The sequence below is a fragment of the Pseudomonas sp. GM78 genome (assembly GCF_000282475.1).
In the GTDB taxonomy this organism is placed as follows: domain Bacteria; phylum Pseudomonadota; class Gammaproteobacteria; order Pseudomonadales; family Pseudomonadaceae; genus Aquipseudomonas.
Genome location: NZ_AKJF01000013.1, coordinates 23,536 through 49,482 on the forward strand (window position 1 = coordinate 23,536; position 25,947 = coordinate 49,482).

Annotated in this window: 22 protein-coding genes; 14 read left to right on the forward strand and 8 right to left on the reverse strand. The window is 60.8% G+C overall.

What is annotated here, in order from left to right; genetic code table 11:
* Positions 1 to 94 precede the first annotated feature (94 nt).
* Entirely contained in the window at positions 95 to 1,795 is a 1,701-nt protein-coding gene (locus PMI35_RS30575; protein WP_008054719.1) for an AMP-binding protein, read from the forward strand.
* Between the two features lie 76 nt (positions 1,796 to 1,871).
* Positions 1,872 to 2,315 (forward strand): acyl-CoA thioesterase, encoded by a 444-nt coding sequence (locus tag PMI35_RS30570; protein ID WP_008054720.1) that lies wholly within the window; start codon positions 1,872 to 1,874, stop codon positions 2,313 to 2,315.
* A gap of 38 nt (positions 2,316 to 2,353) precedes the next feature.
* On the opposite strand, the gene PMI35_RS30565 is transcribed toward PMI35_RS30570, so the two are convergent.
* From PMI35_RS30565 to PMI35_RS30550, 4 genes are all read right to left on the reverse strand, one after another.
* Positions 2,354 to 3,682: an MFS transporter gene (locus PMI35_RS30565; protein WP_008054721.1), complete on the reverse strand. Its 1,329-nt coding sequence runs from the start codon at positions 3,680 to 3,682 to the stop codon at positions 2,354 to 2,356.
* 85 nt (positions 3,683 to 3,767) lie between these two features.
* Positions 3,768 to 4,829: an NAD(P)-dependent alcohol dehydrogenase gene (locus tag PMI35_RS30560; protein WP_008054722.1), complete on the reverse strand. Its 1,062-nt coding sequence runs from the start codon at positions 4,827 to 4,829 to the stop codon at positions 3,768 to 3,770.
* Positions 4,830 to 4,885: 56 nt separating this feature from the next.
* A complete protein-coding gene (locus PMI35_RS30555) occupies positions 4,886 to 6,343 on the reverse strand; it encodes an acyl-CoA reductase (RefSeq protein ID WP_008054723.1) in 1,458 nt (485 codons plus the stop codon).
* A gap of 4 nt (positions 6,344 to 6,347) precedes the next feature.
* Positions 6,348 to 7,787, reverse strand: coding sequence for a hypothetical protein (locus tag PMI35_RS30550; protein WP_008054724.1), 1,440 nt, complete (start codon positions 7,785 to 7,787; stop codon positions 6,348 to 6,350).
* Between the two features lie 317 nt (positions 7,788 to 8,104).
* On the opposite strand from PMI35_RS30550, the gene PMI35_RS30545 reads away from it, so the two are divergent.
* Positions 8,105 to 9,256: an iron-containing alcohol dehydrogenase gene (locus tag PMI35_RS30545; protein WP_008054725.1), complete on the forward strand. Its 1,152-nt coding sequence runs from the start codon at positions 8,105 to 8,107 to the stop codon at positions 9,254 to 9,256.
* Positions 9,253 to 9,924 (forward strand): TetR/AcrR family transcriptional regulator, encoded by a 672-nt coding sequence (locus PMI35_RS30540; RefSeq protein WP_008054727.1) that lies wholly within the window; start codon positions 9,253 to 9,255, stop codon positions 9,922 to 9,924. Before PMI35_RS30545 ends, PMI35_RS30540 begins: the two co-directional genes overlap by 4 nt.
* 99 nt (positions 9,925 to 10,023) lie before the next feature.
* Here PMI35_RS30540 and PMI35_RS30535 read toward each other — a convergent pair whose 3' ends face one another.
* Both PMI35_RS30535 and PMI35_RS30530 read right to left on the reverse strand, forming a co-directional pair.
* Positions 10,024 to 11,391 (reverse strand): DUF1329 domain-containing protein, encoded by a 1,368-nt coding sequence (locus PMI35_RS30535; RefSeq protein ID WP_008054729.1) that lies wholly within the window; start codon positions 11,389 to 11,391, stop codon positions 10,024 to 10,026.
* 26 nt (positions 11,392 to 11,417) lie between these two features.
* Positions 11,418 to 13,268, reverse strand: a complete 1,851-nt coding sequence (locus tag PMI35_RS30530) for a DUF1302 domain-containing protein (protein WP_008054731.1) — start codon at positions 13,266 to 13,268, stop codon at positions 11,418 to 11,420.
* A gap of 435 nt (positions 13,269 to 13,703) precedes the next feature.
* Between PMI35_RS30530 and PMI35_RS30525 the strand changes: the two genes are divergently transcribed.
* The 7 genes from PMI35_RS30525 to PMI35_RS30495 all read left to right on the forward strand — a co-directional run bounded on the left by PMI35_RS30525 (position 13,704) and on the right by PMI35_RS30495 (position 20,222).
* Positions 13,704 to 14,891 carry a lipid-transfer protein gene (locus PMI35_RS30525; protein ID WP_008054732.1) on the forward strand — a complete coding sequence of 396 codons (1,188 nt, stop codon included), beginning with the start codon at positions 13,704 to 13,706 and terminating at the stop codon, positions 14,889 to 14,891.
* A gap of 64 nt (positions 14,892 to 14,955) precedes the next feature.
* Positions 14,956 to 15,396: a MaoC family dehydratase N-terminal domain-containing protein gene (locus PMI35_RS30520; protein ID WP_008054733.1), complete on the forward strand. Its 441-nt coding sequence runs from the start codon at positions 14,956 to 14,958 to the stop codon at positions 15,394 to 15,396.
* Positions 15,397 to 15,406: 10 nt separating this feature from the next.
* Positions 15,407 to 15,826: a MaoC family dehydratase gene (locus PMI35_RS30515; protein ID WP_008054735.1), complete on the forward strand. Its 420-nt coding sequence runs from the start codon at positions 15,407 to 15,409 to the stop codon at positions 15,824 to 15,826.
* A 34-nt stretch (positions 15,827 to 15,860) separates the two neighbouring features.
* A complete protein-coding gene (locus PMI35_RS30510; RefSeq protein WP_008054737.1) occupies positions 15,861 to 16,688 on the forward strand; it encodes an SDR family NAD(P)-dependent oxidoreductase in 828 nt (275 codons plus the stop codon).
* 63 nt (positions 16,689 to 16,751) lie between these two features.
* A complete protein-coding gene (locus PMI35_RS30505; RefSeq protein ID WP_008054739.1) occupies positions 16,752 to 17,336 on the forward strand; it encodes a DUF2889 domain-containing protein in 585 nt (194 codons plus the stop codon).
* A 67-nt stretch (positions 17,337 to 17,403) separates the two neighbouring features.
* Positions 17,404 to 18,969, forward strand: a complete 1,566-nt coding sequence (locus PMI35_RS30500) for an arylsulfatase (protein ID WP_008054741.1) — start codon at positions 17,404 to 17,406, stop codon at positions 18,967 to 18,969.
* A 110-nt stretch (positions 18,970 to 19,079) separates the two neighbouring features.
* Complete coding sequence (locus tag PMI35_RS30495) at positions 19,080 to 20,222, forward strand: acyl-CoA dehydrogenase family protein (protein WP_008054742.1); 1,143 nt, start codon at positions 19,080 to 19,082, stop codon at positions 20,220 to 20,222.
* 243 nt (positions 20,223 to 20,465) lie between these two features.
* Here PMI35_RS30495 and PMI35_RS30490 read toward each other — a convergent pair whose 3' ends face one another.
* A complete protein-coding gene (locus PMI35_RS30490) occupies positions 20,466 to 21,209 on the reverse strand; it encodes a FadR/GntR family transcriptional regulator (RefSeq protein WP_008054744.1) in 744 nt (247 codons plus the stop codon).
* Positions 21,210 to 21,266: 57 nt separating this feature from the next.
* Positions 21,267 to 22,010, reverse strand: a complete 744-nt coding sequence (locus tag PMI35_RS30485) for an SDR family NAD(P)-dependent oxidoreductase (protein WP_008054746.1) — start codon at positions 22,008 to 22,010, stop codon at positions 21,267 to 21,269.
* Positions 22,011 to 22,210: 200 nt separating this feature from the next.
* Between PMI35_RS30485 and PMI35_RS30480 the strand changes: the two genes are divergently transcribed.
* From PMI35_RS30480 to PMI35_RS30470, 3 genes are all read left to right on the forward strand, one after another.
* Complete coding sequence (locus tag PMI35_RS30480; protein ID WP_008054747.1) at positions 22,211 to 23,002, forward strand: shikimate dehydrogenase family protein; 792 nt, start codon at positions 22,211 to 22,213, stop codon at positions 23,000 to 23,002.
* 40 nt (positions 23,003 to 23,042) lie between these two features.
* Positions 23,043 to 23,864, forward strand: a complete 822-nt coding sequence (locus tag PMI35_RS30475; protein ID WP_008054749.1) for an SDR family NAD(P)-dependent oxidoreductase — start codon at positions 23,043 to 23,045, stop codon at positions 23,862 to 23,864.
* 23 nt (positions 23,865 to 23,887) lie between these two features.
* A partial coding sequence (locus PMI35_RS30470; RefSeq protein WP_008054751.1) for an alpha-ketoacid dehydrogenase subunit alpha/beta occupies positions 23,888 to 25,947 on the forward strand: 2,060 nt, incomplete at its 3' end.

The window sequence follows — 25,947 nt, forward strand, 5'->3', positions numbered from 1 at the left end:
CTTGAGGCAAATAGCCTTGCGCACGATACGGCATGCGACAACCCGATTAAAATAATCAGGCGGCTACACCGCCTTCAAAATCGTAGGACCTGTCATGACTGAACAACAAGAGCAAATGACACTGCTGCACTGGTTTGAACATTGGGAACGCACCACGCCTGATTCGGTGTACCTGACCCAACCTTGCCCCAATGGCATGGTGTTCGATTACAGCTGGCGCGAGGTCGGCGATCAGGCCCGGCGCATGGCCGCCTACCTGCAATCGTTGAACCTGCCTGCACGTTCGACGATTGCCATCCTGGGCAAGAACAGCGCCCATTGGATCATCGCCGACCTGGCTATCTGGATGAGTGGGCACATCAGCGTACCGCTGTACTCGACGGCGAGCGCCGACACCGTGGCCTATGTGCTCAAGCATGCCGAGTCGCGCTTGCTGTTCGTGGGCCGGCTCGATGGCGATGAACCCGCGTGGCAGGCTGCCAGTAAGGGAGTTCCGGCAGACATGCCGGTCATCAGCCTGCCGCTTTCGGCTCGTACCGAGGGCGATCAGTGGCTGGACATCGTCGCCGAGTCGGTCCCTCTTGCCCGGATCGCATTGCCGGAGCCGGGAGATCTGGCCACCGTCATTTACACCTCAGGCAGCACCGGTCATCCGAAGGGCGTGATGCACAGTTTCGGGACCATGTGCAAAGTCGCGCAGATCAATGCTTCGGCCCTCTATAACAGTAAAGGCGGCCCTGGTCCCCAGGAGCGCCTGCTGTCGTACCTGCCGCTGGCCCATGGTGCCGAGCGACAAGGCGTCGAGTCGACCTCGTTGCGCTACGGCATGCACGTGTTCTTCAACGATTGCCTGCAAACCTTCGGTGCGGACCTGCGTCGCGCACAACCTACGGTGTTCTTTTCGGTGCCGCGGTTATGGGCCAAGTTCTATCAAGGGATTAACGCACAGATACCCACCGACGAGCAGGAGGCTGCCTTCGCCGATCCCGTTGAAGCCGGGCGAATGAAAGAGAAAATCCTTGGTGCGCTAGGCCTCAACCATGTTCACACCGCGTTCACCGGTTCAGCGCCATTGCCAGTGCCGATCATCAACTGGTATCGCCAGCTCGGCCTTGAATTGCTCGACGGATATGGCATGTCGGAAAACTTTGCCTGTTCGCACTTCAGTCGTGCCGGTCGGGTGCGGCTGGGGTATGTCGGCGAGTGTTTGCCTGGCGTTGAGTGCCGAATTGCCGAAGACGGCGAAATTCTGGTCAAGAGTCCCGGGCAAATGCTGGGCTATTACAAGCAACCGGAGCTCACCGCCGAGAGCTATCTGCCTGATGGTTACTTCAAGACTGGCGACCGTGGCGAGCTCGATGAAATGGGACGGCTGCGCATTACCGGCCGGGTCAAGGAGCTGTTCAAGACGGCCAAGGGCAAGTACGTCGCACCGGTGCCGATCGAGGCGAAACTGGGCGGCCATCCACGCTTGAGCGAAGTGTGCGTGACGGGGCTGGGGCTGCCGCAGCCGTTTGCCCTGATCACGTTGTCCGAGGAAACACGCCTGGCGCTGGCATGCGGAGTGCAGCGCAGTGACCTGACCATCGAGCTGGAAGCACTGCTCGATCAGGTCAATGCGCAATTGGAGGATCATGAACGGCTGGACTGCCTAGTGGTGGTCAAGGACCCCTGGACGATCGACGACGGGCTGCTGACCCCGACCATGAAGATCCGCCGTACGCCGATCGAAACACGCTATGCCGATCGCGCCGAAGCCTGGTGCGGCAGTCGACAAAAAGTCATTTTCGAGTAACTCGGGCCATGACGCACGTGGCTTCGGCTACGTGCGTACTTTTCAAACCGAGCCATTTCCTTGCAGGCCATTCCCCATGTCCAAACCTGTTGCCCATACGCGTGAGGCGTATCGTTATTTCCGTCCGATCCAGACGCGCTGGATGGACAACGACGTTTACGGCCATATCAATAACGTCAACTACTACAGCTACTTCGATACGGTTGTGAACGGCTTTTTGCTGAGTGAAGGCCTGCTCGATTATGAGCGTGGCGAGACCATCGGCCTGGTGGTCGAAACCCAGTGCAACTACTTTGCCCCGATTTCGTTCCCCGATGTCATCGATGCAGCGGTGCGAGTCACCCAGATCGGTGGTTCGAGCGTGCGCTATGAAGTTGGGTTGTTCCGTGAAGGCGAGCCGTCAGCGGCTGCGCAGGGGCACTTCGTGCATGTCTATGTGGGGCGCGAATCGCGTCGTCCGGTAGCTCTATCAGACGCGATGCGCACAGCACTTGACCGTCTTGTCGTTGATGCGCAATGAACCAAGGGTGGCTGATGCCGCCCTTGTTCTGATACCTGTTACCGGCCGTTGCGTCGCTCATTCAAACTGTGCGCCGGAATGCCGATCAGCAAGGCCAGTGCGCCGAGCACAAGCACGGCGGCGATGAGGTCGAAGGCCAAGTACAGGTTACCGGTTGCGGTCTTGATCGCACCAACCGCCGTCTGGCTGACGACGCCGGCCAGGTGCCCAAGGCTGCTGATGACCGCGATGCCGCCGGCAGCGCTGGCTGCATTGAGAAACGCCGGAGGAATGGTCCAGAACAGCGGCATGGAGGACAGGGCCGCCGCGGCGCCTAGCGTCATAAGGGTTATCGAGAGCACGGCGTGACCCTGGGTAAATCCAAGCAGGGCGAAACTGCAGGCGCTTACCAGCATGGTCAGGCCCAGGTGCCAGCGCCGCTCCAGATGACGATCGGAACTACGTCCAAGCAGGTACATGCCTGCCAATGCGCCCAGGTAGGGCAGGGTCGCAACCGTTCCGATGGTTGTCAGGTCGTCCAGGCCAAAGTCGCGAATCAACGTTGGCATCCAGTAGGACACGGTGATCGAACCGCTGTAGATGCAGAAGTACGCCAGCCCTGCGACGTACAACCGAGGATCGCGCAGCACTTGGGCGAAACCGCCATGTGACTTGTCCCGTTCGGTCGCCAGCACAGCGGCCAGCGCCTGTTTTTGCTCAGGACTGAGCCAGGCAGCCTGCGCCGGTTTGTCGGTCAGCCAGAACCAGCCGAATATCCCCAACACGATGGCCGGGACACCCGTCAGCACAAACAGCACCTGCCAGTCATGTAACCCTAGCCAGCCGTGGAGGTGGCTCATGATCACACCGGCCAGCGGACCGCAAATGACGCCAGCGATAACTCCCGACATCATGAACGCCGCCGTGATACGCCCGCGCAAGGCAGCGGGAAACCAGTAGGTCAAGTACAGGATCACACCGGGAAAGAACCCGGCCTCGGCCATGCCGAGCAGAAAGCGCGCCGCAATCAACTGGTTGGCCGTGGTGACGAAGGCAGTCGCCACGGTCACCGCACCCCAGAGCACCATGATCCGGGTGAGGGTGGCGCGCGCGCCGACACGTTGCATGTACAGGTTGCTGGGGACTTCGAAGAGGATGTAGCCGAAGTAGAAGATACCGGCACCGATGCCATAGGCCGCATCGCTCAACACAATGTCCTCGGCCATGCGTAGCTTGGCGAAGGAAATATTGATGCGGTCGATGGCGTTGATGATGAAGGCGATCAACAGAAAGGGCATCAGGCGCCAGATGATCCGGCGATAGGTGCTTGCCAGGTCGGTGCAGGGAATTGCCCCGGCGAGGGGTACGGATTGTTCGATTGGTGTCATGTCTTTTCCTGCGCGGGTAACCGGTTATTGTTGTTGTCTGGTTCGCAAGCGGGCGCTGCGGTGGCGGTCACCGCAGCGCAGGGCATCACTGCTGCTTCACGTCACGCAAGGTGGACATGTCGATGACGAAGCGGTACTTGACATCGTTGGTCTGCAGGCGGGTAAAGGCCGTGTTGATGTCCTGGATATCGATCATTTCGCAGCTCGGCATCACCTGGTGTTCGGCGCAGAAGTCCAGCAGCTCCTGGGTGGGTTGCACGCCACCGATGATCGATCCGGCGAGGGTGCGGTTATTGCGCATCAGCAAGCCACCGTGGATCGGCTCCAGCGGTTCGATCGCCCCGACCAGCACCATCACGCCCTCGCGCCCCAGCAGCATCAAATACGGGTTGACGTTGTGGCGGCTTGGAATGGTGTCGAGGATAAAGTCGTAGGCATTGGTCGCAGCGAGCATTGCTTGCTGATCGTTCGACAGCAGCACATGGTTGGCGCCCAGGGCGCGGGCATCGTCGGCCTTGCCGGGTGAGGTGGTGATCACGGTGACTTCGGCACCGAGGGCGACGGCCAGTTTCACCGCCATGTGGCCCAGCCCGCCAAGGCCGACCACCGCGACTTTCGTGCCCTGACCGACGCCGTAACGGCGCATCGGGTTCCACACGGTGATACCGGCGCACAGCAGTGGCGCGGCGAAGCGCGGGTCGAGGCTTTCCGGCATGCGCAGGACGAACTGTTCGCGTACCACGATATGGTCGGAATAACCGCCATACGTGTTGTCGCCGGTCACCCGATCCTTGCCGTTATAGGTCGGCGTCGGGCCGTGGGTGCAAAGCTGTTCCTGATGCTCCTGGCAGGGCGTGCACTGCTGGCAGCTATCGACCAGGCAACCGACGGCCACCCGATCACCGATCCGGAATCGGCTCACACTGCTGCCGACGGCGGTCACATGGCCGACGATCTCGTGACCAGGCACGCAAGGGTAAACGGTGTTGTTCCAGTCGTTGTGCACCTGATGGGCGTCTGAGTGGCAGACACCGCAGTAGGTGATATCGATGGCGACGTCATCGGCACGCAGGGCGCGGCGTTCGAAACGAATCGGTGTCAAGGCGCCGTGGGCCTCGTGGGCGGCAAATCCAAAACAAGTAGACACGGGAAACTCCTTATGGGGAAACGCGTGCCCCGACAGACGTCGGGGCACAGGAAAGGTCAGATCGATGGGCGCAACCATGGCGCCGGTGAGGTTTCTGGCGAGGCGATCTGGTTGGAAATCCACTTGCCCATGCGCCGCAGCGGCTCGATGGAATCCTGCGGAGCCGCCCACTTCATCGCCGCTGCATAGCCCAGCGAGACGATGCGTTGCGCGCCATACAGCGGCAGGACGTCCTTGAGCTCATCCTTGATGCTTTCCGGATAGATGCCGACGGTCTGGGTGTAGGAATCCACTGCCTCCATGACTTCGCTCAACTCGTCGACCGGCACCAGGTTGGCGGTGCGGTCGTCGAGCAGGGTGGCAAAGGACACCGGTTCCGGAATCTGCGAACAGATGATTGCGCCTTCGCCGTCCTGGCCGCCGATCACCTGGTACCACTCGTCATCAAGACGCAGTGCGTCGACGTGGGCCTTGAGGTTCTGGTCGTAACGCTTGGGCACGGTGCTGAGAGTGTTCGGCAGGGTGTGCATGGCGTCGTAGACGTAGCGGCCGAAGGTATTCAACTGCGCCAGGCCCGCCTCGTCGGTGCCGCTCTGCACGTAGACCACCCGCGCGCACACGCAGCCTTTCTGGTTCAGCGCACCGATGTCCATGGCCAGGCGCACAGCGGCTTCGCGCATGGTCGCTTCAGTGGCGAATGTGCCCTTGCCGATGATGCTGGCGCTGCGTTTCGGATCGAGGGAGATCAGCTCCAGCCCCGGCTGGATGTACTGAGTCACATGTTTCATCGAGGCATAACCGCCCCAGGCAACGATCTTCTCCAGGTTCTGCGGCTGGTACAGCCGTTGCTCGAACGCCTGGTCGCCACCTTTCCAGTAAGCCACGCTGAGGTGTTTGGTCAGCGGATGCTCCGGTGCCATATCGACCATGGTGCGGGCGATGGCCAGGGCGGTGAACGGATCGTTCGACGGTGCCTTGATGATCGCATCGCTGCGCAGCACCATGTTGCGGATGATCGTCAGCAATGACAGCGAGGTCGCGTTGCCGGCGACGATGTGCAGGGTGCGCGCGCCGAAGCAGCGGGTTTCCAGTTCAGTGCCGTCGATCAACTGCTGTTTGACCCAGCCTTCCAGGTACTTGATGCCCACCGTGCTATCCACCGCTTCGGTGATCGCCTCGCGGGTCAGCATGTGGCGCAGCCCCATGTAACTGCCTTTGACCATGGTCGGCGTGGTGGGCGCGGTCAGGTAGGACAGTTCGCAGGCTTCCTGCAGGTAGGGATTGCTGGCGAAGTCGAGGCGTTCGCCGAGGGCCTGCGCATAGTCGAGGATATCCTCGAAACTGAGCGTGTACAGGTCCGCCAGCTTCGCCGGATTACCCAGCGGCAGCTTGTCGATGTACTTGTGCGCATCGGGGGTGAGGAAGGCGAGGTCACCGCCACGGCCGCCCACTTCGATGAGATTGTCGATGATGACTTGGCCGCGGATGATCATCGGCGCGATAGGTTGGGTCATGGTTTCAGCCTTCGAAAGTGTTCAGGAAATCCATCGCTTCGCGGTGGGAGTCTTCAGTGGCGGCGCAGGTGATTTTGTCGTCGCCGCCGTTCTTTTCGCTGTAGCGCTGGATAGGGCCGACGACGTATTGGCTCGGGCGACCGCAGGCGCAGGGTGTGTCCCATTCGATGGTGATTTCGTCGCCGGTGATGAAACCACCCCAGCGCACCTCCGCCCCCAGATCGAAGAACGCGGCACGCCCGGTGACCCGGCCTTCGCGCGGCAGCGGTTTGCTGGTATCGGGGTCGAGCAGGTAGGCGATGACGGTGGGCGCTAGGTGGAAGTGCCCATGCTCACAGCGGGCATGGGAGCCGCCGATCACTTCCGACATGGCATAGGTTTCGTGTAACGCTTTGGCGCCGGTAAAGCGCAATACGTCCTCACGCCAGCCTTCGGGTTGCACAACGCCCTTGGCGCCACCCGTGGTGCTGATATAGGAATCGGCGTGGAAAACATTTTCCAGGCCGCACTCCAGGCCGGCCTTGGCCATGTTGTGCAACAGGTTCCAGGTCGCGCCGATGTAGACCTGCTTGCCCTTGAGCTCATTGGCCATCTGCGCGAAGAACGTCGCCAAGTGCTGTGGCGCTTCCAGTTGCAACTCATCGAACTGTTTCTTGCGGGCCAGCAAATCCGCGCTGATGTCGAGGCGATCGAGGGTGCCCTTGGCGTCCGCCGCGCGAATCTTCGCGCCCAGGTGCAGCATGTCGCTGGACAGCGTGGACGGATAGGCGGCATGGAAGTGGGATTCGGCCGGCAGCAGCACCTTGATCATGAATTCGTTGGCGCGCACATGGCTCAGATAACCCTTGCGGTAGTAAGGGTAGGCGGTGTGCAACTCGGGCTTCGGCGTGTCCGGGCCGTCCATGTTCCAGGCGAACAGGCGGCGGATCTCGAAGGTTTTCTCGAACTCGCGGACCCCGTGCGGCAGGAATGACAGGGTGCCGGAAGTCCCCGAGGTATGGCTGATGCGCAGGTCCGGCACCTCCTTGTCCATGGTCTCGAACCAGTCGTCCAGACCCTGGCAGGCACTGACGTCGGCCGCCATGATGGCTTCGCCCACGGCTGGCGTGACCAGTTTGGCCAACCACTTGTTGATCTGGCTGAAGCTGCGCTTGGCCAGCAGTGATGGCGGGTAGGACTTGTAGACGGTGTGCTCGAACAGCAAAGGCACGGCATCGTTGAGGTGCTCGATGGCCTCGATGCCTTCGACGTCGGCCAGTTTCTTCAGCACCGGGATGCGCTCGCGCAGTTCAGCGAAGCGTTTCTTCAGGCCGCAGAGCTGCATCGCTGCAACGTCTGCGCGAGGCAACTGCTGCCAGGCCAGCTGGGAATAGTTGACCAGTTTTGCAGGGTTGGTCAGCAGGAGCTGGGTTTTTTGTTCTATTGACTGTTGCGCGGTTGGCATTGTCAGGCTCTCTACTCGCAGGTGAAAAAACCGGCCGGGGCCGGGTAGGGCAGGGATCGAGTATGGGGACGATGGGCGGGGATTTGTTCCGGATTCGGGTGTTTAGTGATTGAACTCAAGTGATTGAAAAACATCATAAAACCGGTTCTGTTCGGGGTTCCTCATCGGATTGCTCTGTGTTTTCCGCATCGATGGCTCCCCACCCCGAACGAGGGGACCTGCGAGCCGGCCGACTCTCTATCGTGAGAAGTTTCCGGAAGGCATGGGCAGTCAGCACTTGCCAGTCCTCCGGCCACCCAGGAACTCGCGAGGTTTTCATGCTGAAAATGACATTCCAGACCACCCCATCAATCGTCATTGAATCGGGTGCTACGACCCGGCTCGCTTCGCAAGTGAAAGCCAAGGGATGTGCCTCGGTGTTGCTGGTCACCGATGTGGGCGTCATTGCCGCGCGCTTGCTCGAAGGGGTGCTTGACGCACTGGTGCGCGAAAACATCGCCGTCACGGTGTTTTCCCAGGTGCAGGCCGATCCGCCCGAGTCGGTGATTCTGGCCGCGGTGGACGCAGCGAAGGCCTGTGCTGCCGATTGCGTGGTGGGCTTGGGTGGCGGCAGCTCGCTCGATGCGGCCAAGCTGACAGCGTTGTTGGCGTGCAGTCATGAATCGCTCGGCGAGGTATATGGCATCAACCAGGCCAAGGGGCCGCGCCTGCCGCTGATCCTGGTGCCGACCACCGCGGGGACTGGCTCGGAGGTGACCGCAGTCTCGGTGGTGACTACCGGTGCGGGCGAAAAGAATGTGGTTATTTCGCCTTTGCTGCTGCCTGATCTGGCTGTTCTGGATGCAGAACTGACCCTTGGTTTGCCTGCGCATGTCACGGCGGCGACCGGGATCGATGCCATGGTCCATGCCATTGAGGCCTACACCAGCAAGCACTTGAAGAACCCGATTTCCGATTGCCTGGCGCGTGAGGCGCTGCGCCTGTTGTCCGGCAGTCTGTTCCAGGCCTGTAATGACGGCACGAACCTCAAGGCGCGGGAAAACATGCTGCTCGGTGCCTGTCTGGCGGGCATGGCGTTCGCCAATGCGCCAGTGGCGGCGGTGCATGCTCTGGCCTATCCGATCGGTGCACGTTTCCATGTCCCGCATGGGGTATCGAATGCGTTGGTGCTGGGGCCGGTGATGCGCTTCAACCTTGACGCAGTGACGCCGCTGTACGCGCAATTGGCGGAAATCGTCTTGCCGGACATCGATGGCAGCGACCTGCACAAGGCTCACGCACTGGCCGAGTACATGGGCAACCTGGCTGAAGAACTGTGCCTGACCAGCCGTTTGCGTGACGCTGGTATCGGCGAGTCTGACCTGGAGATGTTGGCGGTCGATGCCATGAAGCAGACGCGCCTGCTCGGCAACAATCCACGGCAAGTCAGTTTCGAAGACGTGCTCGCGATCTACCGGGAAATCCTATGAGCGACAAACGCACTGCAGATAACGGCGTCCTTCAGGTCGAGGTGCCGGCCCAGCCACGCAAGGCACCTCGGCAGGCGCGATCCATCGCCCTGGTTTCGGCGCTGAAGCAAACCGCTCGGCAGATTCTCGAAAGCGAAGGGCGCCAAGCGTTGTCAGCCCTGCGCCTGGCCGAAGATTCCGGCGTGGCGATCAGCTCGATCTACGAGTATTTCCCGACGATGGAAGCGCTGGTTGCAGCGATCTTCGAGGACTACCGTGCCGAGGTCCACGGTGAGTTGCTGGCGGGCATCGGCGCCTTGCCGGCCAGCGCTACGCTGTTCGACGGGATTGTCCTGACCTTGCGCATTGGTCTGGCGGCTCACTACAGGAAAACCCTGTTCGATCCAGTATTCAGTGTCCGCTCCACGCACTATGACGAACTGGTGCGCCTTGATTTGATCAAGGCCCGCCAGATCTGGGACACCACCGCGACGGCAACGCTGATGCAGCGTTTTGCCAGTGAAGTGGTGGTCAAGGATCGGGAGAAAGCCGAGTTCCTGGTTTACCAGACATTGCTGGCACTGCCTCGGGCGATGCTGTTGGAAAAACCGGGATACCTGACCGACCAGGACACCCCTTTGATGATCGCGCGCATGTTGCATGCGCTGTTGACGACGCCCGGCCAGTAAACGACATGTGTAGGATCGAGCCTGCTCGCGATGGACGTCAACGATAACGCGTGTCTCCTGGATAAACGCGTCATCGCGAGCGGGCTCGCTCCTGCACGATCAGCGTACGCCGGCGTTACGCAGGGCCGATGGGGTGAAGTCCGCCAGTTTGTAGCTGACGTCGTAGTTCGGGCCTTTTCCGGTCTCGTTCATCATGCCGAACGCTACGTAGCGGCCAGCGACCAGGTCGGCAATGCTTTGCATGGCGTAGCCGGTAATGCCGTTCACGTAGTCACTGAACACGTAGCCTTCGGCGACGCGCCATAGTTGGCCGCGACCGTCGTAGTGGTCGGCTTCGACCAGGGTCCATGAGTCTTCGTCGAAATACATGTCACGTTTGGCATAGATGTGGCGCTGGCTCGGCTTCAACGTCGCCTCGACATGCCAGACCCGATGCAGCTCATAGCGCGCGAGGTCCTGATTGATATGCCCGGGCTTGAGAATGTCGGCATATTTCACATCCGGCGATTGCAGCTTGTAGTTGTTGTAGGGGATGTAGATTTCCTTCTTGCCGACCAGCTTCCAGTCATAACGGTCCGGAGCGCCGTTGAACATGTCCGCGTTGTCCGATGTGCGCATGCCGTCGGAGGCAGAGCCCGGGCCATCGTAGGCCAGTTGCGGCGCACGGCGTACACGGCGTTGCCCGGCGTTGTAGACCCAGGCCTGGCGGGGGTCCTTGATCTGGTCGATGGTTTCATGGATCAGCGATACCGTACCGGCCAGTCGCGCCGGCCCGGTAATGGTGTTCTTGTAGTAATACAAAACGTTGGCCGCTGCTGCCGGGTCAACGCCCTGCATCTTTTCCGGGTAGCCCATTTCCTCGTCAATCTGCACGATGATGTAGGAACCGTCGGGCTGAGGCACGGCCTGGGCGGTTGCGCGGGTGAAGCTGCCCCCGCGGTAACGGGTCGCATGGTTGAAATAGACCTCTACGCCAGACTTGGGGATGGGAAAGGCGAAGTAGTGCGCATCACCGAAGTTGGCCACGCCGTTGCCTTCATTGATCAACTGCGTAGACACCGCGTTTTTCTTCACGATGTCGTAGATTTTTTGCGACCAGGAGCTGGTGCGGTGGGTTGTGTATACCGGGATTTTGTAACTGTTGGGGTAGCGTTTGAACATGGCCAGCTGGCCTGGAGTCAGCTTGTCTTTGTGCTGTTCGGCGTTTGCCGCTGTGATCACCAGCAAGGGTTTCTCGTTGGCGAACGGGTTGCCGATGAACCCGTTGGTCACCGGTGCGGCATTGGGTTTCAGGCCACCGGTCCAGGCGGGGATGGTGCCGTTGGCATTGCCTTCCTTTAGCGCCCCCAACGGGGTCAGCGTCGTGCCCAGTTGGGCGGCTTCTTCAGGGGAGACGGCAGCCATTACACTGGTGGCCAACAGACTCAGCGCCAAAGCACTTGCTCGCATCATGGTTTTTGTTTTCATGCTGTTTTTCCTCTGTCTGACGCTGGTTAGAAGTTCACGCCGAAGCTGAGCGAAAGGAAGTCGCGATCAATCTGGGTATTGAATTCACCGTCGAAAAAGTTGGTGTAGTTCAGGCTTGCGGTGTAGGTGCTCTGGTAATCCGCATCCAGACCGACACTGATTGCCTTGGCGCCTTCCTCGAAGGTCGGGCTGCGGCCATCGACGTCATGCGACCAGGCCAGGTTCGGCGTCAGGTTGACGCCGGCGATGGCGTTCGGATAGTTCAGACTGGCGCGAGCGCGGTAACCCCAGGAGCTGGAGGTGTAGAAGCCCTTGCTGTTGCATTCCTGTTGCGGATTGCTCGGTCGGGTCGTACCGACGGGCGCGCCGGGAACCTGGGTTGGGCTGCCGGCGCAGGTCGCCGCTCCAGCCGCTCCGGGCAAGATACCGGCACCGTAGGTGGTGCTGCGGCCGAAGCGCAGGTCGGTGCCATCGGTTTCACCCAGGCCACCGATGTGCGTGTAGCCCACTTCGCCAATCAGCGTCAGGCGCTCGCCGCCCAGCACCTGGTTGAAGAACTTGGTGGCGGTCATTTGCGCCTGGGTCACCGGCATCCGCTTGTAGCCAGGCAGGTAGGCACCGGCGGATCGGCTGGCAAAACCAGTGGTCAGGACCGGCGTCAGCGGCGAGACGCCGGTGGCGGCATAGTTGAGATCGGCACCGTTGATGCCCAAGGGCATGTTCGGGCGGAAGCTGACTTCGCCACCGAGCGCGACACCTTCGAAGTTGGTGGCGAAACTCAAGCCATACAGGCGGATATCTTCGGGGTACTCGACGAAGTAGCGGGTAGCGCGAACCTGTTGGGCCAGGCCGGGCACGGTCGAAGTGTTCTGCGTGAAGCTGACCGAAGGGCTGCGGCTGTGATAGTTCATGGCGTAGGCGCCGAACTCGGTGTCGTTCAGCTCCGGTACGTTCCAGCGCAGGGCCAGGCCGAACTGGCCGCCATCGCGGGCATCCTTGTCCTTGGAACGCGGCAGATAGACATCGTCCAGCGCCCCGGCGTTGATTTGGGCGAGGGTCGCCGTGTTGCTCGCCACACCTGGCGCTAGGTCGAGGCCGGCCAGTACGTTGCGATCGTTACAGCCCTTGGCGACCGGGTCGATGCTGAAGAAGGTTCCGCAGTTATCGACCACCGACTTTTTCCACTCCAGCTGATAGAACGCCTCGGCGTTGAGGTTCTCGCTCAGGCTTTGCGACACGTACAGCAAATTCACCGGGATCAGGCCTTCCTTGACCTCGGCGCCCGGACGACGCAGCGCCGTCACGTCGACCGGGTTGATCGCGTTGATGCCGTTGCTGATAAAAGTACTCTCACCCCAGCTGACCACCTGCTTGCCCAGCCGTGCGTTGCCCGCCAGATCGCCAATCGTGTAGTTGTGGTAGATAAAACTGTCGAGAAACATCGCGCCTGAGGACTTGGCGGCACGATCGCGGCCATGGTCGTCGATGTCGTAGAACGCTTGGTGCTCATCCATGAGCTCGAAGTCGTACCAGTACTTGCCGCGCACGAAAGCACCACTCTCGCCGTACTTCAGCTCCAGGTCATGTACGCCTTTGAAGATTTTCGAGAAGGTGTCGCCTTTCTTGAAATTGAGCCGGCCGTCGTCGGCATTGCGCGCCGACGAGTCACCGTTCGCACCCACCGAATTGAAGTTGGACACAAACTTCGGATTCGGATCGGCAGCAGCCCAGCTGGCGCCAATCGAAAGCGATGAATCGAATTGCCCCTCAATTTCCCCGATCTTGAAATCAATGGCCTGTGCCTGGGCACTGATGCCAAGCGCAACCGCCATGGCTAGCAGTTGCGGCTGGAAAGCTTGGTTATTTCTTATTGTCATGAGGCGCTCCAATTGCAAAATTCAGAACGACGGGAAGTCAGTCAAGGTGACCGGGATGTTCGCGGCGGTTGAGCGGACGAGAGCAGCAGCGCATGGCTGTGGCGGAGTTGGATGTGATGCAGTGCGGACGAGAGTCACGTTGCGGCTACCTGTGAGATTTTTGTTTTTGTTTTTGGTCGAGCTGGGGGCAACGCTAATCGCAATGCACGCAAACGCTGCCCCCTCGGGGAGAGGGGGGGCGACACGTGGCGGGGAGGGGGGGGCTGCAGCACTTTTCCGGCGTGCAGCCCGCAAGGGGGGCGCTTCGACCCATCCCCCTCGACAGGAGGGGGCAGGATTCAGGCCGGTTTACGTGACTATCGATCCAGGGGTTGCTGTGATCGCCGCCAGACCAACGCGACGAGCGGAGCCTTTCAACTGACCTTGGAGAAAATGATGTCGCAGAAAACTTACGTAGCCGGCGTCGGCATGATTCAGTTCACCAAGCCTGGTGCCAGCCTCAGCTATATCGAGATGGGCGCGCAGGCCATTCGCCTGGCCCTCAAAGATGCAGGCGTTGATTACAACCTGGTGCAGCAGGCCTATGCCGGCTATGTGTACGGCGACTCCACCAGTGGCCAGTCGGCGCTGTACGAAGTGGGCTTGAGCGGTATCCCGGTGGTCAACGTCAACAACAACTGCGGCAGCGGTTCGACCGCCCTGTACCTGGCTCGCCAGGCTGTGGAAAGCGGCGCCGTCGATTGCGCCCTCGCGTTCGGTTTCGAGCAGATGCAGCCGGGCGCGCTGAAGGATCACTGGCTGGACCGTCCAGGCACTTACGGCAAGGGCATGGCTGTGTCGAGCCAGATCTTCCCGGAGGGCGATGCCATGCCGAACGCGCTGCGCCTGTTCGGCGGCGCCGGCAAAGAGCACATGGAAAAGTACGGCACCAAGATGGAGACCTTCGCGGCGATTCGCGCCAAGGCCAGCCGTCACGCCGCCAACAATCCGCTGGCGGTGTTCAAGAAAGTCATCACCACTGAAGACGTGATGGCCGACCAGGTGATTTTCCCGGGTGTGATGACTCGCCTGATGGCTTGCCCGCCGACCTGTGGCGGTGCTGCGGCGATTATCGTTTCCGAGCGCTTCGCCAAGAAACATGGCCTGCGCACCGACGTGACCATCCTCGCCCAGTCGCTGGTCACCGATAAGCCGGACGCGTTCGATCCGCCGTCGATGATCAGCATCGTCGGTGTCGGCATGACTCAGCGCGCCTCGCAGGAAGTCTACGAAAAAGCCGGTGTCGGTCCGGAAGACATTCGTGTTTGCGAAATGCACGACTGCTTCGCCCAGAACGAACTGCTGACCTACGAAGGCCTGGGTTTCTGCCCCGAAGGCGGCGCCGAGAAATTCGTGATGGACGGCGACAACACCTACGGCGGCCAGGTCGTGGTCAACCCGTCGGGCGGCCTGCTGTCCAAGGGCCACCCACTGGGCGCCACCGGTCTTGCACAGTGCTATGAGCTGACCCACCAGCTGCGCGGTAGCGCCGGCGACCGTCAGGTCGAAGGTCTGCAACACGCATTGCAACACAACCTGGGTCTGGGCGGCGCAGGCATCGTGACCCTGTTCGGTCGCGGCTGATCAGCTGTACGCGCGCTCGCTTCGAGCGCGCGTTTTCCCAATCACCTGCAAGGAACCCAGTGCAATGGCAGACATCAGTCTGATCGGCCGTTCGCTCGGCGTGACCACTGCCGAGCTGGAGAAGGGGCGCCTGCGTTTCTTCGCCAAATCCATCGGCGAAACCGATCCTGTCTATACCGACGAAGCGGCGGCCAGGGCGGCGGGGCACAAATCCCTGCCGATGCCGCCGACGTTCCTGTTTTGCCTCGAACGCGAAGGCCGCGATACCGACCACATCATCGAAGGCATCATGGGTTTCGACCTCGGTCGCATCCTGCATGCCGAGCAAAGCTTCACCTATCACCGGATGGCGTACGCCGGCGACGTGCTGACGTTCGATTGCCGCGTGGTCGACGTCTACGACAAGAAGAACGGCGCGCTGCAATTCGTGGTCAGCGAGACCCGCGTGACCAACCAGCTGGGTGAGCACATCGCCGACGTTCGTTCGTCGGTGGTGCAGCGCTGAGGAGCAGACCATGACGATCCCTCGATACAGCGAACTGCAGGTGGGCGATGCCTTGCCGCCGTTGCAGCTGCCGCCGATCAATCGCACCACGCTAGCGTTGTATGCCGGCGCCTCCGGCGATCACAACCAGGTGCATATCGATCTCGATTTCGCACGCCGCTCGCGCCAGCCCGATGTGTTTGCCCACGGCATGCTGTCGGCCGCTTACCTCGGTCGCCTGCTGACCGGCTGGGTGCCGCAAGCGCAAATCCGCTTCTTGTCGATGCGCTTTGTCGGCATCACCCAGCTTGGGCATATCCCGCACCTGACCGGGCGCATTGTCGAGAAATACGAAGCCAACGGTGAAAAGCGCGTGCGCGTGCAGATCCAGTGCAACAACCAATACGGCGAACCTCGCCTGACCGGTGACGCCGTCGTCGCCCTGGCGTGAACTCAATTACAAAAACATTGGCAGGAACCCAACAATGAAAAAGCTCGAAGGTAAAGTCGCCCTGGTCACCGGCTCCGGCCGTGGGATCGGTCGCAGCGTGGCGCTGAAACTGGCCAGCGAAGGAGCGCGCATCGTGGTCAACGATCTGGACGCCGCGCCGGCCGAAGAAGTGGTTGCAGAAATACGCGCTGCTGGTGGTGACGCGGTTGCCTGCGTGGGCAGCGTGACGGCCGTTGACTTCGCCGACCGCCTGGTCAAGACCGCGATGGACAGTTACGGCACCATCGACATCATCGTCAACAACGCCGGTTACACCTGGGACAGCGTGATCCAGAAGATGACCGACGAGCAGTGGTACGCGATCATCGATTGCCACATCACCGCGCCGTTCCGCATCCTGCGCGCGGCTCAGCCGATCATCAGTGCGGCGGCCAAGCAAGAGGCGGCCGAAGGTCGCGTGGTCAATCGCAAGATCGTCAACATCTCCTCGGTATCGGCCGCCGGCAATGCCGGCCAGGTCAACTATTCCACGGCCAAGGCCGGTGTGTTGGGCATGACCAAGGCACTGTCCAAGGAGTGGGGACGCTACAAGGTCAACGTCAACGCGGTGGCTTTCGGTCACATCGAAACCCGTATGACCCTGCCGGTGGAAGGTGATCCGAAGTTCATCAATATCGAGGGTCGGGAAATCAAGGTCGGCATCAGTCCGGCTGTTGTCGAGTCCTCAAAAACCATGATTCCGCTGGGCCGTCCCGGCAACCCTGACGAAGCGGCCAACGCCGTGTACCTGTTCTGCATTCCGGAATCGGACTACCTGTCGGGCCAGGTATTGGTCTGCGGTGGCGGCCTGGGTACGGTTTGATCAGAAAACAACGGCGACCGTGTTGCACGGTCGCCTTTCCCGACTCCGGCGCGAGGCTGTTCGATGACCGACGACGAAGCAACCACTCCTGTGCGGCAACTGCTGCATACCCGCACCGTCACCTGCACCGGCTATTTACGCAGCGACGGCCTGTTCGACATTGAAGGACGCTTACTGGACATCAAGGGCAGAGAAACCGAAATGCCCTTTGGCACCATTGAGGCCGGCGGGGCGCTGCATCAGATGGTCATCGTGATGACCGTGGACGCCAACCTTGTGATCCAGCACGTGGAAGCACGCTCCGAAATCACGCCCGCGCCCATGTGCAAGCAGATCAGCCACGCCTACGCGGCATTGAAGGGCTTGAAAATCGGTGCCGGGTTCAAACAACGGGTGACAGAACGCGTCGGCGGAGAGCGCGGCTGTACGCATCTGACCGAATTGCTTGGCCCCATGGCCACCACCCTGATCCAGACCACCGCACCGTTGTTGCGTGAACAGATGCGCCTACGCGAGACCCGCGAGCCTGGTTTCAAACGCCCGAAGCACTGGGTCATCGGCACCTGCCACACCTATCGCACCGATGGCGAAGCCGTGCGCACGCTGTGGCCGGACCATTACGAGCCCGGTCCATCAGGAAAAGATTGAACCTGGCCATGTTGTGACATCGAAAACCTGTGCTGATCCCAACGAATAACAACAATGGAGATGCAAGATGAAGTGCACTAAAACATGGCTGCCTGCTTTACTATTTGCCACTTTGATGTGGGGCTGGGGTTCTACTGCGCTGGCCGCCGATAAACCGAACATCCTGGTGATCTTCGGCGACGACATCGGTTTCTCCAATCTAAGTGCCTACAACCAGGGCATGATGGGTTACGAGACGCCGAACATCGATCGCATCGCCAAAGAGGGCGTGCTGTTCACCCATGCCTACGGCGAGCAGTCCTGCACTGCCGGGCGCTCGGCGTTTCTGCTCGGCGAGCATCCGTTCCGCACCGGTTTGTTGACCATTGGCATGCCCGGCTCCGAGCACGGCATTCCGGATTGGGCACCCACCATTGGCAACGTCATGAAGCAGCAGGGCTACACGACCGGGCAGTTCGGCAAGAACCATATGGGCGACCGTGACAAGCACCTGCCGACGCAGCATGGTTTCGACGAGTTTTTCGGCAACCTCTACCACATGAATGCCGAGGAAGAGCCCGAGACCTACTACTACCCGAAAGACCCTGAGTTCCGGAAAAAATACGGCCCACGCGGGGTGGTCCACTCTTATGCCGACGGCAAGATCGAAGACACCGGCCCGTTGACCCGCAAGCGCATGGAAACCATCGACGAGGAATTCGTCCAGGCCACCGAGAACTTCATCGACAAGGCGCACCAGGCCGATAAACCGTTCTTCGTCTGGTTCAACAGCACCCGCATGCACGTCTGGACCCACCTGAGCAAGGAAGCCGACGGCAAGACCGGCATCGGCCTGTACCCGGACGGCATGGTCGAACACGACGGGCAGGTCGGTCAGTTGCTGAAGAAGCTCGACGAGCTGGGCATCGCCGACAACACCATCATCATCTATACCACCGACAACGGCGCACAGAAGGTCAGTTGGCCAGATGGCGGCACCTCGCCGTTCAATGGCGAGAAGGGCACCACCAACGAAGGCGGGCACCGCGTGCCGCTGTTGGTGAAATGGCCCGGCGTGATCAAGCCGGGCAGCCATTTCAATAATCTGATCGCCCATAACGACTGGATGCCGACCCTGGCCGCGGCGGCCGGCCTGCCCAAGCTGCGCGAGGACCTTGCCAAGGGCACGACCCTGAACGGTAAATCGTACAAGGTGCATCTGGATGGATACAATTTCCTGCCTTTCTTCAAGGGTGAGGCCAAGGAGAGCCCGCGCGAGGAGTATTTCTACTTCGGCATGGGCGGCGAATTGAACGCGGTGCGCTGGCGTGACTGGAAGGTGACTTTCGCCAGCATGACCGGCTCCTTCGGTTCGGCGACCCGTACGGTCACCAATGTGCCCGTGGTTACCAATCTAAAGGCTGACCCCTTTGAGACAGCACGCCGGGACTCGCCCATGTCGGCGCGATGGGCTGGCGATCAGATGTGGCTGTTCGTGCCGATCCAGGACAAGATCCAGGCGTTCATGGCCACCCTTGCGCAGTACCCGTTCCAGGAAGGTGTGAGCCTCAACGCGGCCAACATCAGCTATCAGAGTCTGGCGGTGAAACAGGCCATGATGAAGCTGCAGAAAATGACGCCACCCGCCAACTGAGCACAGCGACAATCGTCCCCCTCTCCCTGAGGGGGACAGTACCCCCTCCGCATTTCCTATCGTGGACACGCCGGCCGGCAATGTCCGGCTCTTGTCCCTGAGGAAATGTCATGATCCCGCGTATTTTGTTCGAGCATGAACACGAAGAATTCCGTAACACCGTTCGACGCTTCCTGAGCGAGGAGTGCAGCCCGTTTCACGAGCAATGGGAAGAAAACCGCTGCGTACCGCGCGAGATCTGGCGACGTGCCGGTGAGCTCGGCATGCTCAACGCAACGACGCCAGAGGCGTATGGTGGCCTGGGTCTGGATCGTCGCTTCTCGATGATCGCCTCCGAAGAAGTCGCCTTCGCCAACACCACGGGCCTGAACGGTTTTTCGGTGCATGACATCTGCGCCGGCTACTTCATCAACTTCGGCACCGAGGCCCAGAAGCAGCAGTGGCTGCCGAAAATGGCCAGTGGCGAAGCAATTGCCGCCGTGGCCATGACCGAGCCGAACACCGGTTCCGACTTGCAAGCGGTCAACGCACGCGCGGTGCTCGATGGCGATGACTACGTCATCAACGGCGCCAAGACCTTCATCTCCAACGGCACCAACTGCGACATCATCGTGGTGGTGGCGCGGACCGGTAACACCGGCAAGGGCTCGCAGGATATCTCGCTGATATTGGTTGAAGCGAACCGTCCGGGCGTGACCAAATCCAAGCCGCTGAAGAAAGTCGGACTGCATGCGCAGGACACCACCATGCTGTTTTTCGAGGACGTGCGTGTGCCGCGAGCCAACGTACTCGGCGACGTGCCGGGGCAGGGTTTCATTCAGTTGATGAAGGAACTGGCCTGGGAACGCCTGTCCATTGCCATCAGCAGCATTTCCGGTGCCCAGGCGGTGCTCGACCACACCATCGACTACACCCGTGGCCGCACCGTGTTCGGCAAGCCGATCATCGATTTCCAGAATTCGCGTTTCAAACTCGCCGACCTGAAAGCCGAGATCACCATCGGCCAGACCTACGTCGATCGCTGCATGCAGCTATGCCTGGCGCACGATCTGAGCACTTCCGCCGCTGCCGCCGCCAAGCTGTATTGCTCGGAGCTGTATTCGAAAGTGGTCGATCAATGCCTGCAACTGCATGGCGGCAACGGCTACATGCTCGAGTACCCGGTAGCTCGCCATTATCTGGACAGCCGGGTGTCGCGTATCTACGGCGGGGCCAACGACATCATGCGCGAACTGGTCGCTCGCACCCTGTGATGAAAAATGCCGCTCTTCCTGCGATCGAAGAGCGGCATTATCGGTGGCGGAGCGACACTTGTCTTGTTGTTGAAATGTCGTCTCGGAGCGCAGCAACCGCAGCGTACTTGCGTCTGGCGGGGGCCGCATGATGGCCCCCCCTTGCTTCGAGGGGGGGGAGAGCGGTGGGGGCGTTTTATTGTGCCTGCATCCAGCGCAGACCAGGTTCGGTGCGTTGATTGATCCGAGGAGAGATCGATGGTTTCAGACGTGCAAATATGTGTTCAATCGCTGCGCCGCATTACGTAGATGCGATTCTGCGGCCGCGCCCGCAGCGTCTGCATCGCCTGCTTCGATGGCACTGAAAATCGACTGGTGTTCATTTTGAACGTCTTGTATCAGCTCGGCGTAGTTCGTTGCGGTATTACTGCGCGCCTGGCGTATCAGCTTGCGTGCGTGCTGCTCCAGGAAGTCATTGAGCGCTTTGAAATGCGGATTCTTGGTGGCCTCGACGATGGCGTGGTGGAAGGCGAAATCTTCTTCTTCGCCCAGCTTGTCGTTGAGGATGGCGTATTCCATGCCGATCAGCGCGCGCTTGATGAATTTCACATCCTCGGGTGTGCGCCGCATCGCCGCATAGCGCGCGGCGGCCGACTCGAAGGTGACCAGCAGCTCGATGATGTGTGCCAGGCCTTCGCTGTCTTCCAGCGAAGTGGCTTGCAGGCGGAAAGTCTGGCGAGAGCCAGGTTCGTTCACGAAAACGCCCCGGCCTTGCTGGGCCTGGACGAGCCCTTCGGACTTGAGCTGCGACAGCGCTTCTCGCACAGCCGAGCGGCCGACGGAAAATTGCGCGCACAACTCGCTTTCGCTTGGCAGTTTTTCGCCTGGCTTGAGCTGATGCGTCTCGATCTGCTCATTCAGCCAGGCAACAATTTCGCCGGACACGGACTGATGCGCTTGTCCTGCTGTTTGTTTCTTCTTGCTCGGCGCTTTGTGCAGTCCGCTCATTCTGGAAAACCTTGTAGTGGTCGGGGTTGGAGAGCGCCCCGGGGCATGCGGAGCATTTTATACAATGTACAAGCCTCCGTTGATATGCAGGGTTTCGCCGGTCACGAAACGCGCGAGGGGGGAACAGAGGAATGCAATGCCGCCGGCGACTTCCTGCGCCGTACCAAAGCGGCGCAGCGGCGTGCTGTCCAGCATGACCTGACCTTTCTGTTTGAGCAGATCGATCGTCATCGGCGTTTCTATGATACCGGGAGAGACCACGTTGACCCGGGTTTTTGGCGCCAGTTCGAGCGCCAGGCTTTTGCTGAAACTGCTGACCGCGCCTTTCGATGCCGCGTAGTGAGCGTGGGCAAAGCTGCCCCGGTGCGCGGCGACGGACGCCAGATTGACGATCGAACTGTCTTCGCCCAGGTACTTGATCACGGCTCGGCAGATATAGAACGTCCCGTCGAGGTTGATACGCATGAGTCGTTGCCAGTCGGCTGCTTGCATGTCGCTCACCAGCGCCTCTGGGTAGATGCCGGCAGCGTGGATCAGGTGGTCGATCCTGCCGTGGAAGGCAGCCGCAGCTGCCGCCGTCTGCACGCAAGCGTCTTCATCCGCGATATCGAGACCATGGTAGCTGATGCTTGCACGGATACCGGCCGACTCCAGTTCGGCTTTCAACTTGGCCAGCGCTTCCTCATTGATATCGCTCAAGGCCAGGGCGGCGCCTGCGCTGCCCATGAGCATGGCGCAAGCCTTGCCGATGCCGCTGGCGGCGCCGGTAATCAGAACGGTTTTGCCTTCAAACGAAATCATTGTTGTTCCTCAACGGTTCAGTCCAGTTGCGTGTGGTTTTCCGGCTTCAGAACATGTCTGACAAGTAATATATGCTTGTTGACATGCTTTCAGGGACGAGAATACTATCCCTCCACCTGTCAGACAAGATGTGTTTACTTGTTGGTAGATGGCTTGGGTGTCTTGGGAATATCCAGGGCACGACGAATTCAGGGGGATACATGATCAATGGCAAAACACGGGTCATCGGCATCGTTGCCGACCCCATCGATCACGTGCGTACGCCGGAGCGCTTCAACGCGTATCTGCAGCGTATTGGCAGCAACGCGGTGCTCGTGCCGTTCCATGTTCGGCCGCAAGACTTCGCCGGTTTCGTCGCAGGGCTGCCCGCCATTCGTAGCCTGATCGGCATGGTTGTCACGATTCCGTACAAGGAAGCCGTTGTCCGGCACTGCACGGACCTGACCGAGGCAGCGCAACGCAGTGGAGCCGTCAACATTCTGCGTATCGATCATGAAGCGGGGACGCTGACCGGCAGCAATCTCGATGGCGAAGGGTTCGTTCAGGGGCTGCTGGGGCAGGGCCATGTCATTGCTGGTCAGCGTGTTTACCTGGCCGGAGCGGGAGGTGCCGCCAAGGCGATTGCGCATGCACTGGCACGCCACGGCGCATTCGCCATCGCCATCTACAACCGCACTGAAAACCGTGCACGGCAGTTGGTGCAGGAGCTGCGCACGCACTATCCGCAACTCGATGCCGAGGTCGGTGGCGCATCCCCTGAAAAATGCACGCTGGCGGTAAATGCCACCTCACTGGGGTTGAAACCTGGCGACCTGCTGCCGTTCGAACTCGATCGCTTGCCCGTTGGCACGCTGATCGCCGAGGTCGTCATGAACCCGGACATGACGCCGCTGCTGGTCGCGGCCAAGGAACGTGGTCATCCGATTCATCTGGGGCACCACATGGTCGACGCGCAGATCGAGCAGATGGCGCACTTCCTCGGACTGCTTTGAATCCCTCGCTGACGCAACCCCTCTTTCTGGAAGGAACAGCATGATGCAACAGAACACGCTAAAGGCACCGGTGTGCAGCTACACACAACGCTACCCGGAGCTGGCAGGCAAGGTAGTCTTCGTGACCGGTGCGGGCAGCGGCATAGGCCTGGCCATGGCCAAGGCCTTTGCTGCAAATGCGGCACACCTGGTTTTACTCGATATCAATGGCCAGGCGCTTGAGCAGGCCCGCAAGGAGCTGGAGCAGCAACATTCCGGTATCCAGGTAGAAACGATCGCAGCCTCGATTACTGACGAGCACGCCGTCGAGGCCGCCATGGCGCGGACCGTGGAACGCTTCGGTCGCATCGACGTGGTGCTCAACAATGCCGGCATTGCCATGAACCGGCCGACGCTGGAACTGAGCGCCGCAGACTGGCGCCAGGCGATCAACATCAATCTCAACGGCGTCTTCTACTGCGCCCAGGCGGCGGCGCGGCGCATGGTGGATCAGGGTGGCGGCGTCATCCTCAACACCGCGTCGATGTACGGCCTGACCGCTGCACCTCAGCGTGCCGCGTACTGCGCCAGCAAGGCTGCGGTGGTCATGTTGACCAAAGTGCTCGCCATCGAATGGGCCCAATCCAACATCCGCGTCAACGCAATCGCGCCCGGCTATGTGCAGACGGCATTGATCGACAAGTTGGTGAGCGAGGGGCGTATGGACCTCGACGCACTCACCGCGCGCACGCCATCAGGTCGCCTGGCGCAGCCGGAAGAAATTGCCGGCGTTGCCTTGTTTCTCGCGGCCGACGGCGCTGCATTCATCAATGGCCAGGCTCTCGTCGTCGACGGTGGCTGGACGGCCTACGGCTACATCTGACCCCTATTTCAGAGATCGACACTATGTCAGAACATATTGCGCTGTCGCCCGCCGCTCCATGGGTGGAGCTGCGCACCACCGAACAGGACTGGAAGGACGCCGATCCCGCCGTGCTGGGCACGCTGATGGCCCATTTACAGTTGATCCGCGCCTTTGAAGAGTCCGTGCTGGAACTCGCCGCAGAAGGGCTGGTGCATGGCCCCGCGCATTCGAGCGTCGGCCAGGAGGGCGGCGCGGCCGGCTCGATCGTGGCGCTGACGGGCGTTGACCAGATCAACGGCTCGCACCGTGGTCATCATCAGTTCCTGTCCAAGGCCCTCGGCTACCTCAACCCGAACGGCATCGATCCGAAGGCTCCGCTGACGGCGGAAGTCGAAAGCCTCTTGCAGCGCACCCTGGCCGAGATTCTTGGCCTGGCACAAGGCTTCTGCCATGGCCGCGGCGGCTCCATGCACCTTCGTTGGGAGGACGCTGGCGTGCTGGGTACCAACGCAATCGTCGGCGGCGGCGTGCCACTGGCAGCCGGTGCAGCCTGGGCGCACAAGCATGCGGGTACCGATGCCGTGGCGGTGAGCTACTTCGGCGACGGCGCCATCAACATTGGCTCAGTTCTGGAAACCATGAACCTGGCGGCTGCCTGGCAGTTGCCGATGTGTTTCTTCATCGAAAACAACCGCTATGCGGTATCGACGACGGTCGAGGAGGCGACAGCTGAACCGCGCCTGTCCGCACGCGGAGCCGCCTTCAACATACCCAGCTGGCGCGTCGATGGCATGGACTCGCTGGCGGTGTATCTGGCGATGCAGGAAGCGCTGGCGCACATGCGAGCTGGCAAGGGGCCGACCATTATCGAAGCCGACGTGTACCGCTTCTTCCATCAGAACGGTGCGTTTCCCGGCAGTGCGTTCGGCTACCGCAGCAAGGAAGAGGAACAGACATGGCGTGAGCGCGACCCGATCGACAACCTGGTTAGACGCATGCAGGCGCTTGGACTGATCGACGCACAGGGGATCAGCGAATTGCGCGAACGTGCCCAGGCAGCCATGCAGCGTGCCGCGGCGGCGCTCACCGAAGCAGACCCTGCCGGCAAGTCCGGAAAGCGCCGTGTCCGTGCCGAACTCTGGCCTGGCACGGATTTCTGCAACGTTGGCGTACGCGGCGATCTTGCCGAACTGCGAGGCGCCCGTACCGCCGAAGAGGCAAGCTTCAGCGGCACATTGCAACCGCGCAAGTTCATCGACGCAGTCGCCGATGTGATGGCCCGCCGAATGGAAACCGACCCGCGCGTGGTGGTGATGGGTGAGGATATCCATCGGCTCAAGGGTGGCACCAACGGCGCCACTCGCGGCTTGAAAGAACGTTTTCCCGATCGCGTGCTCGGTACGCCGATCAGCGAAAACGCCTTCGCCGGTTTGGGCGGCGGCCTGGCGATGGATGGCCGCTATCTGCCGGTAGTGGAGTTCATGTATCCCGATTTCATGTGGGTCGCGGCCGACCAGATCTTCAACCAGATCGGCAAGGCGCGTCACATGTTCGGCGGCGATATCGAGGTTCCTTTCGTCTTGCGCACCAAGGTTGCGATGGGCACAGGCTACGGTTCGCAGCACTCGATGGACCCGGCGGGCATCTTCGCCACCAGTCCGGGCTGGCGCATCGTTGCCGCGTCCACCCCATTCGATTACATCGGCCTGATGAACGCGGCGCTGGCCCTCAAAGACCCGGTTCTGGTGATCGAGCACGTGGACTTGTATGCCACCTCCGGCCTGGTGCCCAGCGAGGATCTGGATTACCAGATTCCGTTCGGTAAAGCAGCCGTGCGCCGCAGTGGCGGTGAGGTGACGGTGCTGACGTACCTGTCGATGGTCGCCCATTCGCTGGAGGCCGTGGAGCAGAGTGGCATCGACGCCGAAGTGATCGACCTGCGCTGGCTCGACCGTGCCAGTCTCGACTGGGACACCATTGAGTCCAGCATTCGCAAGACCAACAACGTGCTCATCGTCGAGCAGGGTGCGGTCGGCACTTCCTATGGCGGCTGGCTGGCCGACGAGATCCAGCGCCGTTGCTTCGACTGGCTGGACCAGCC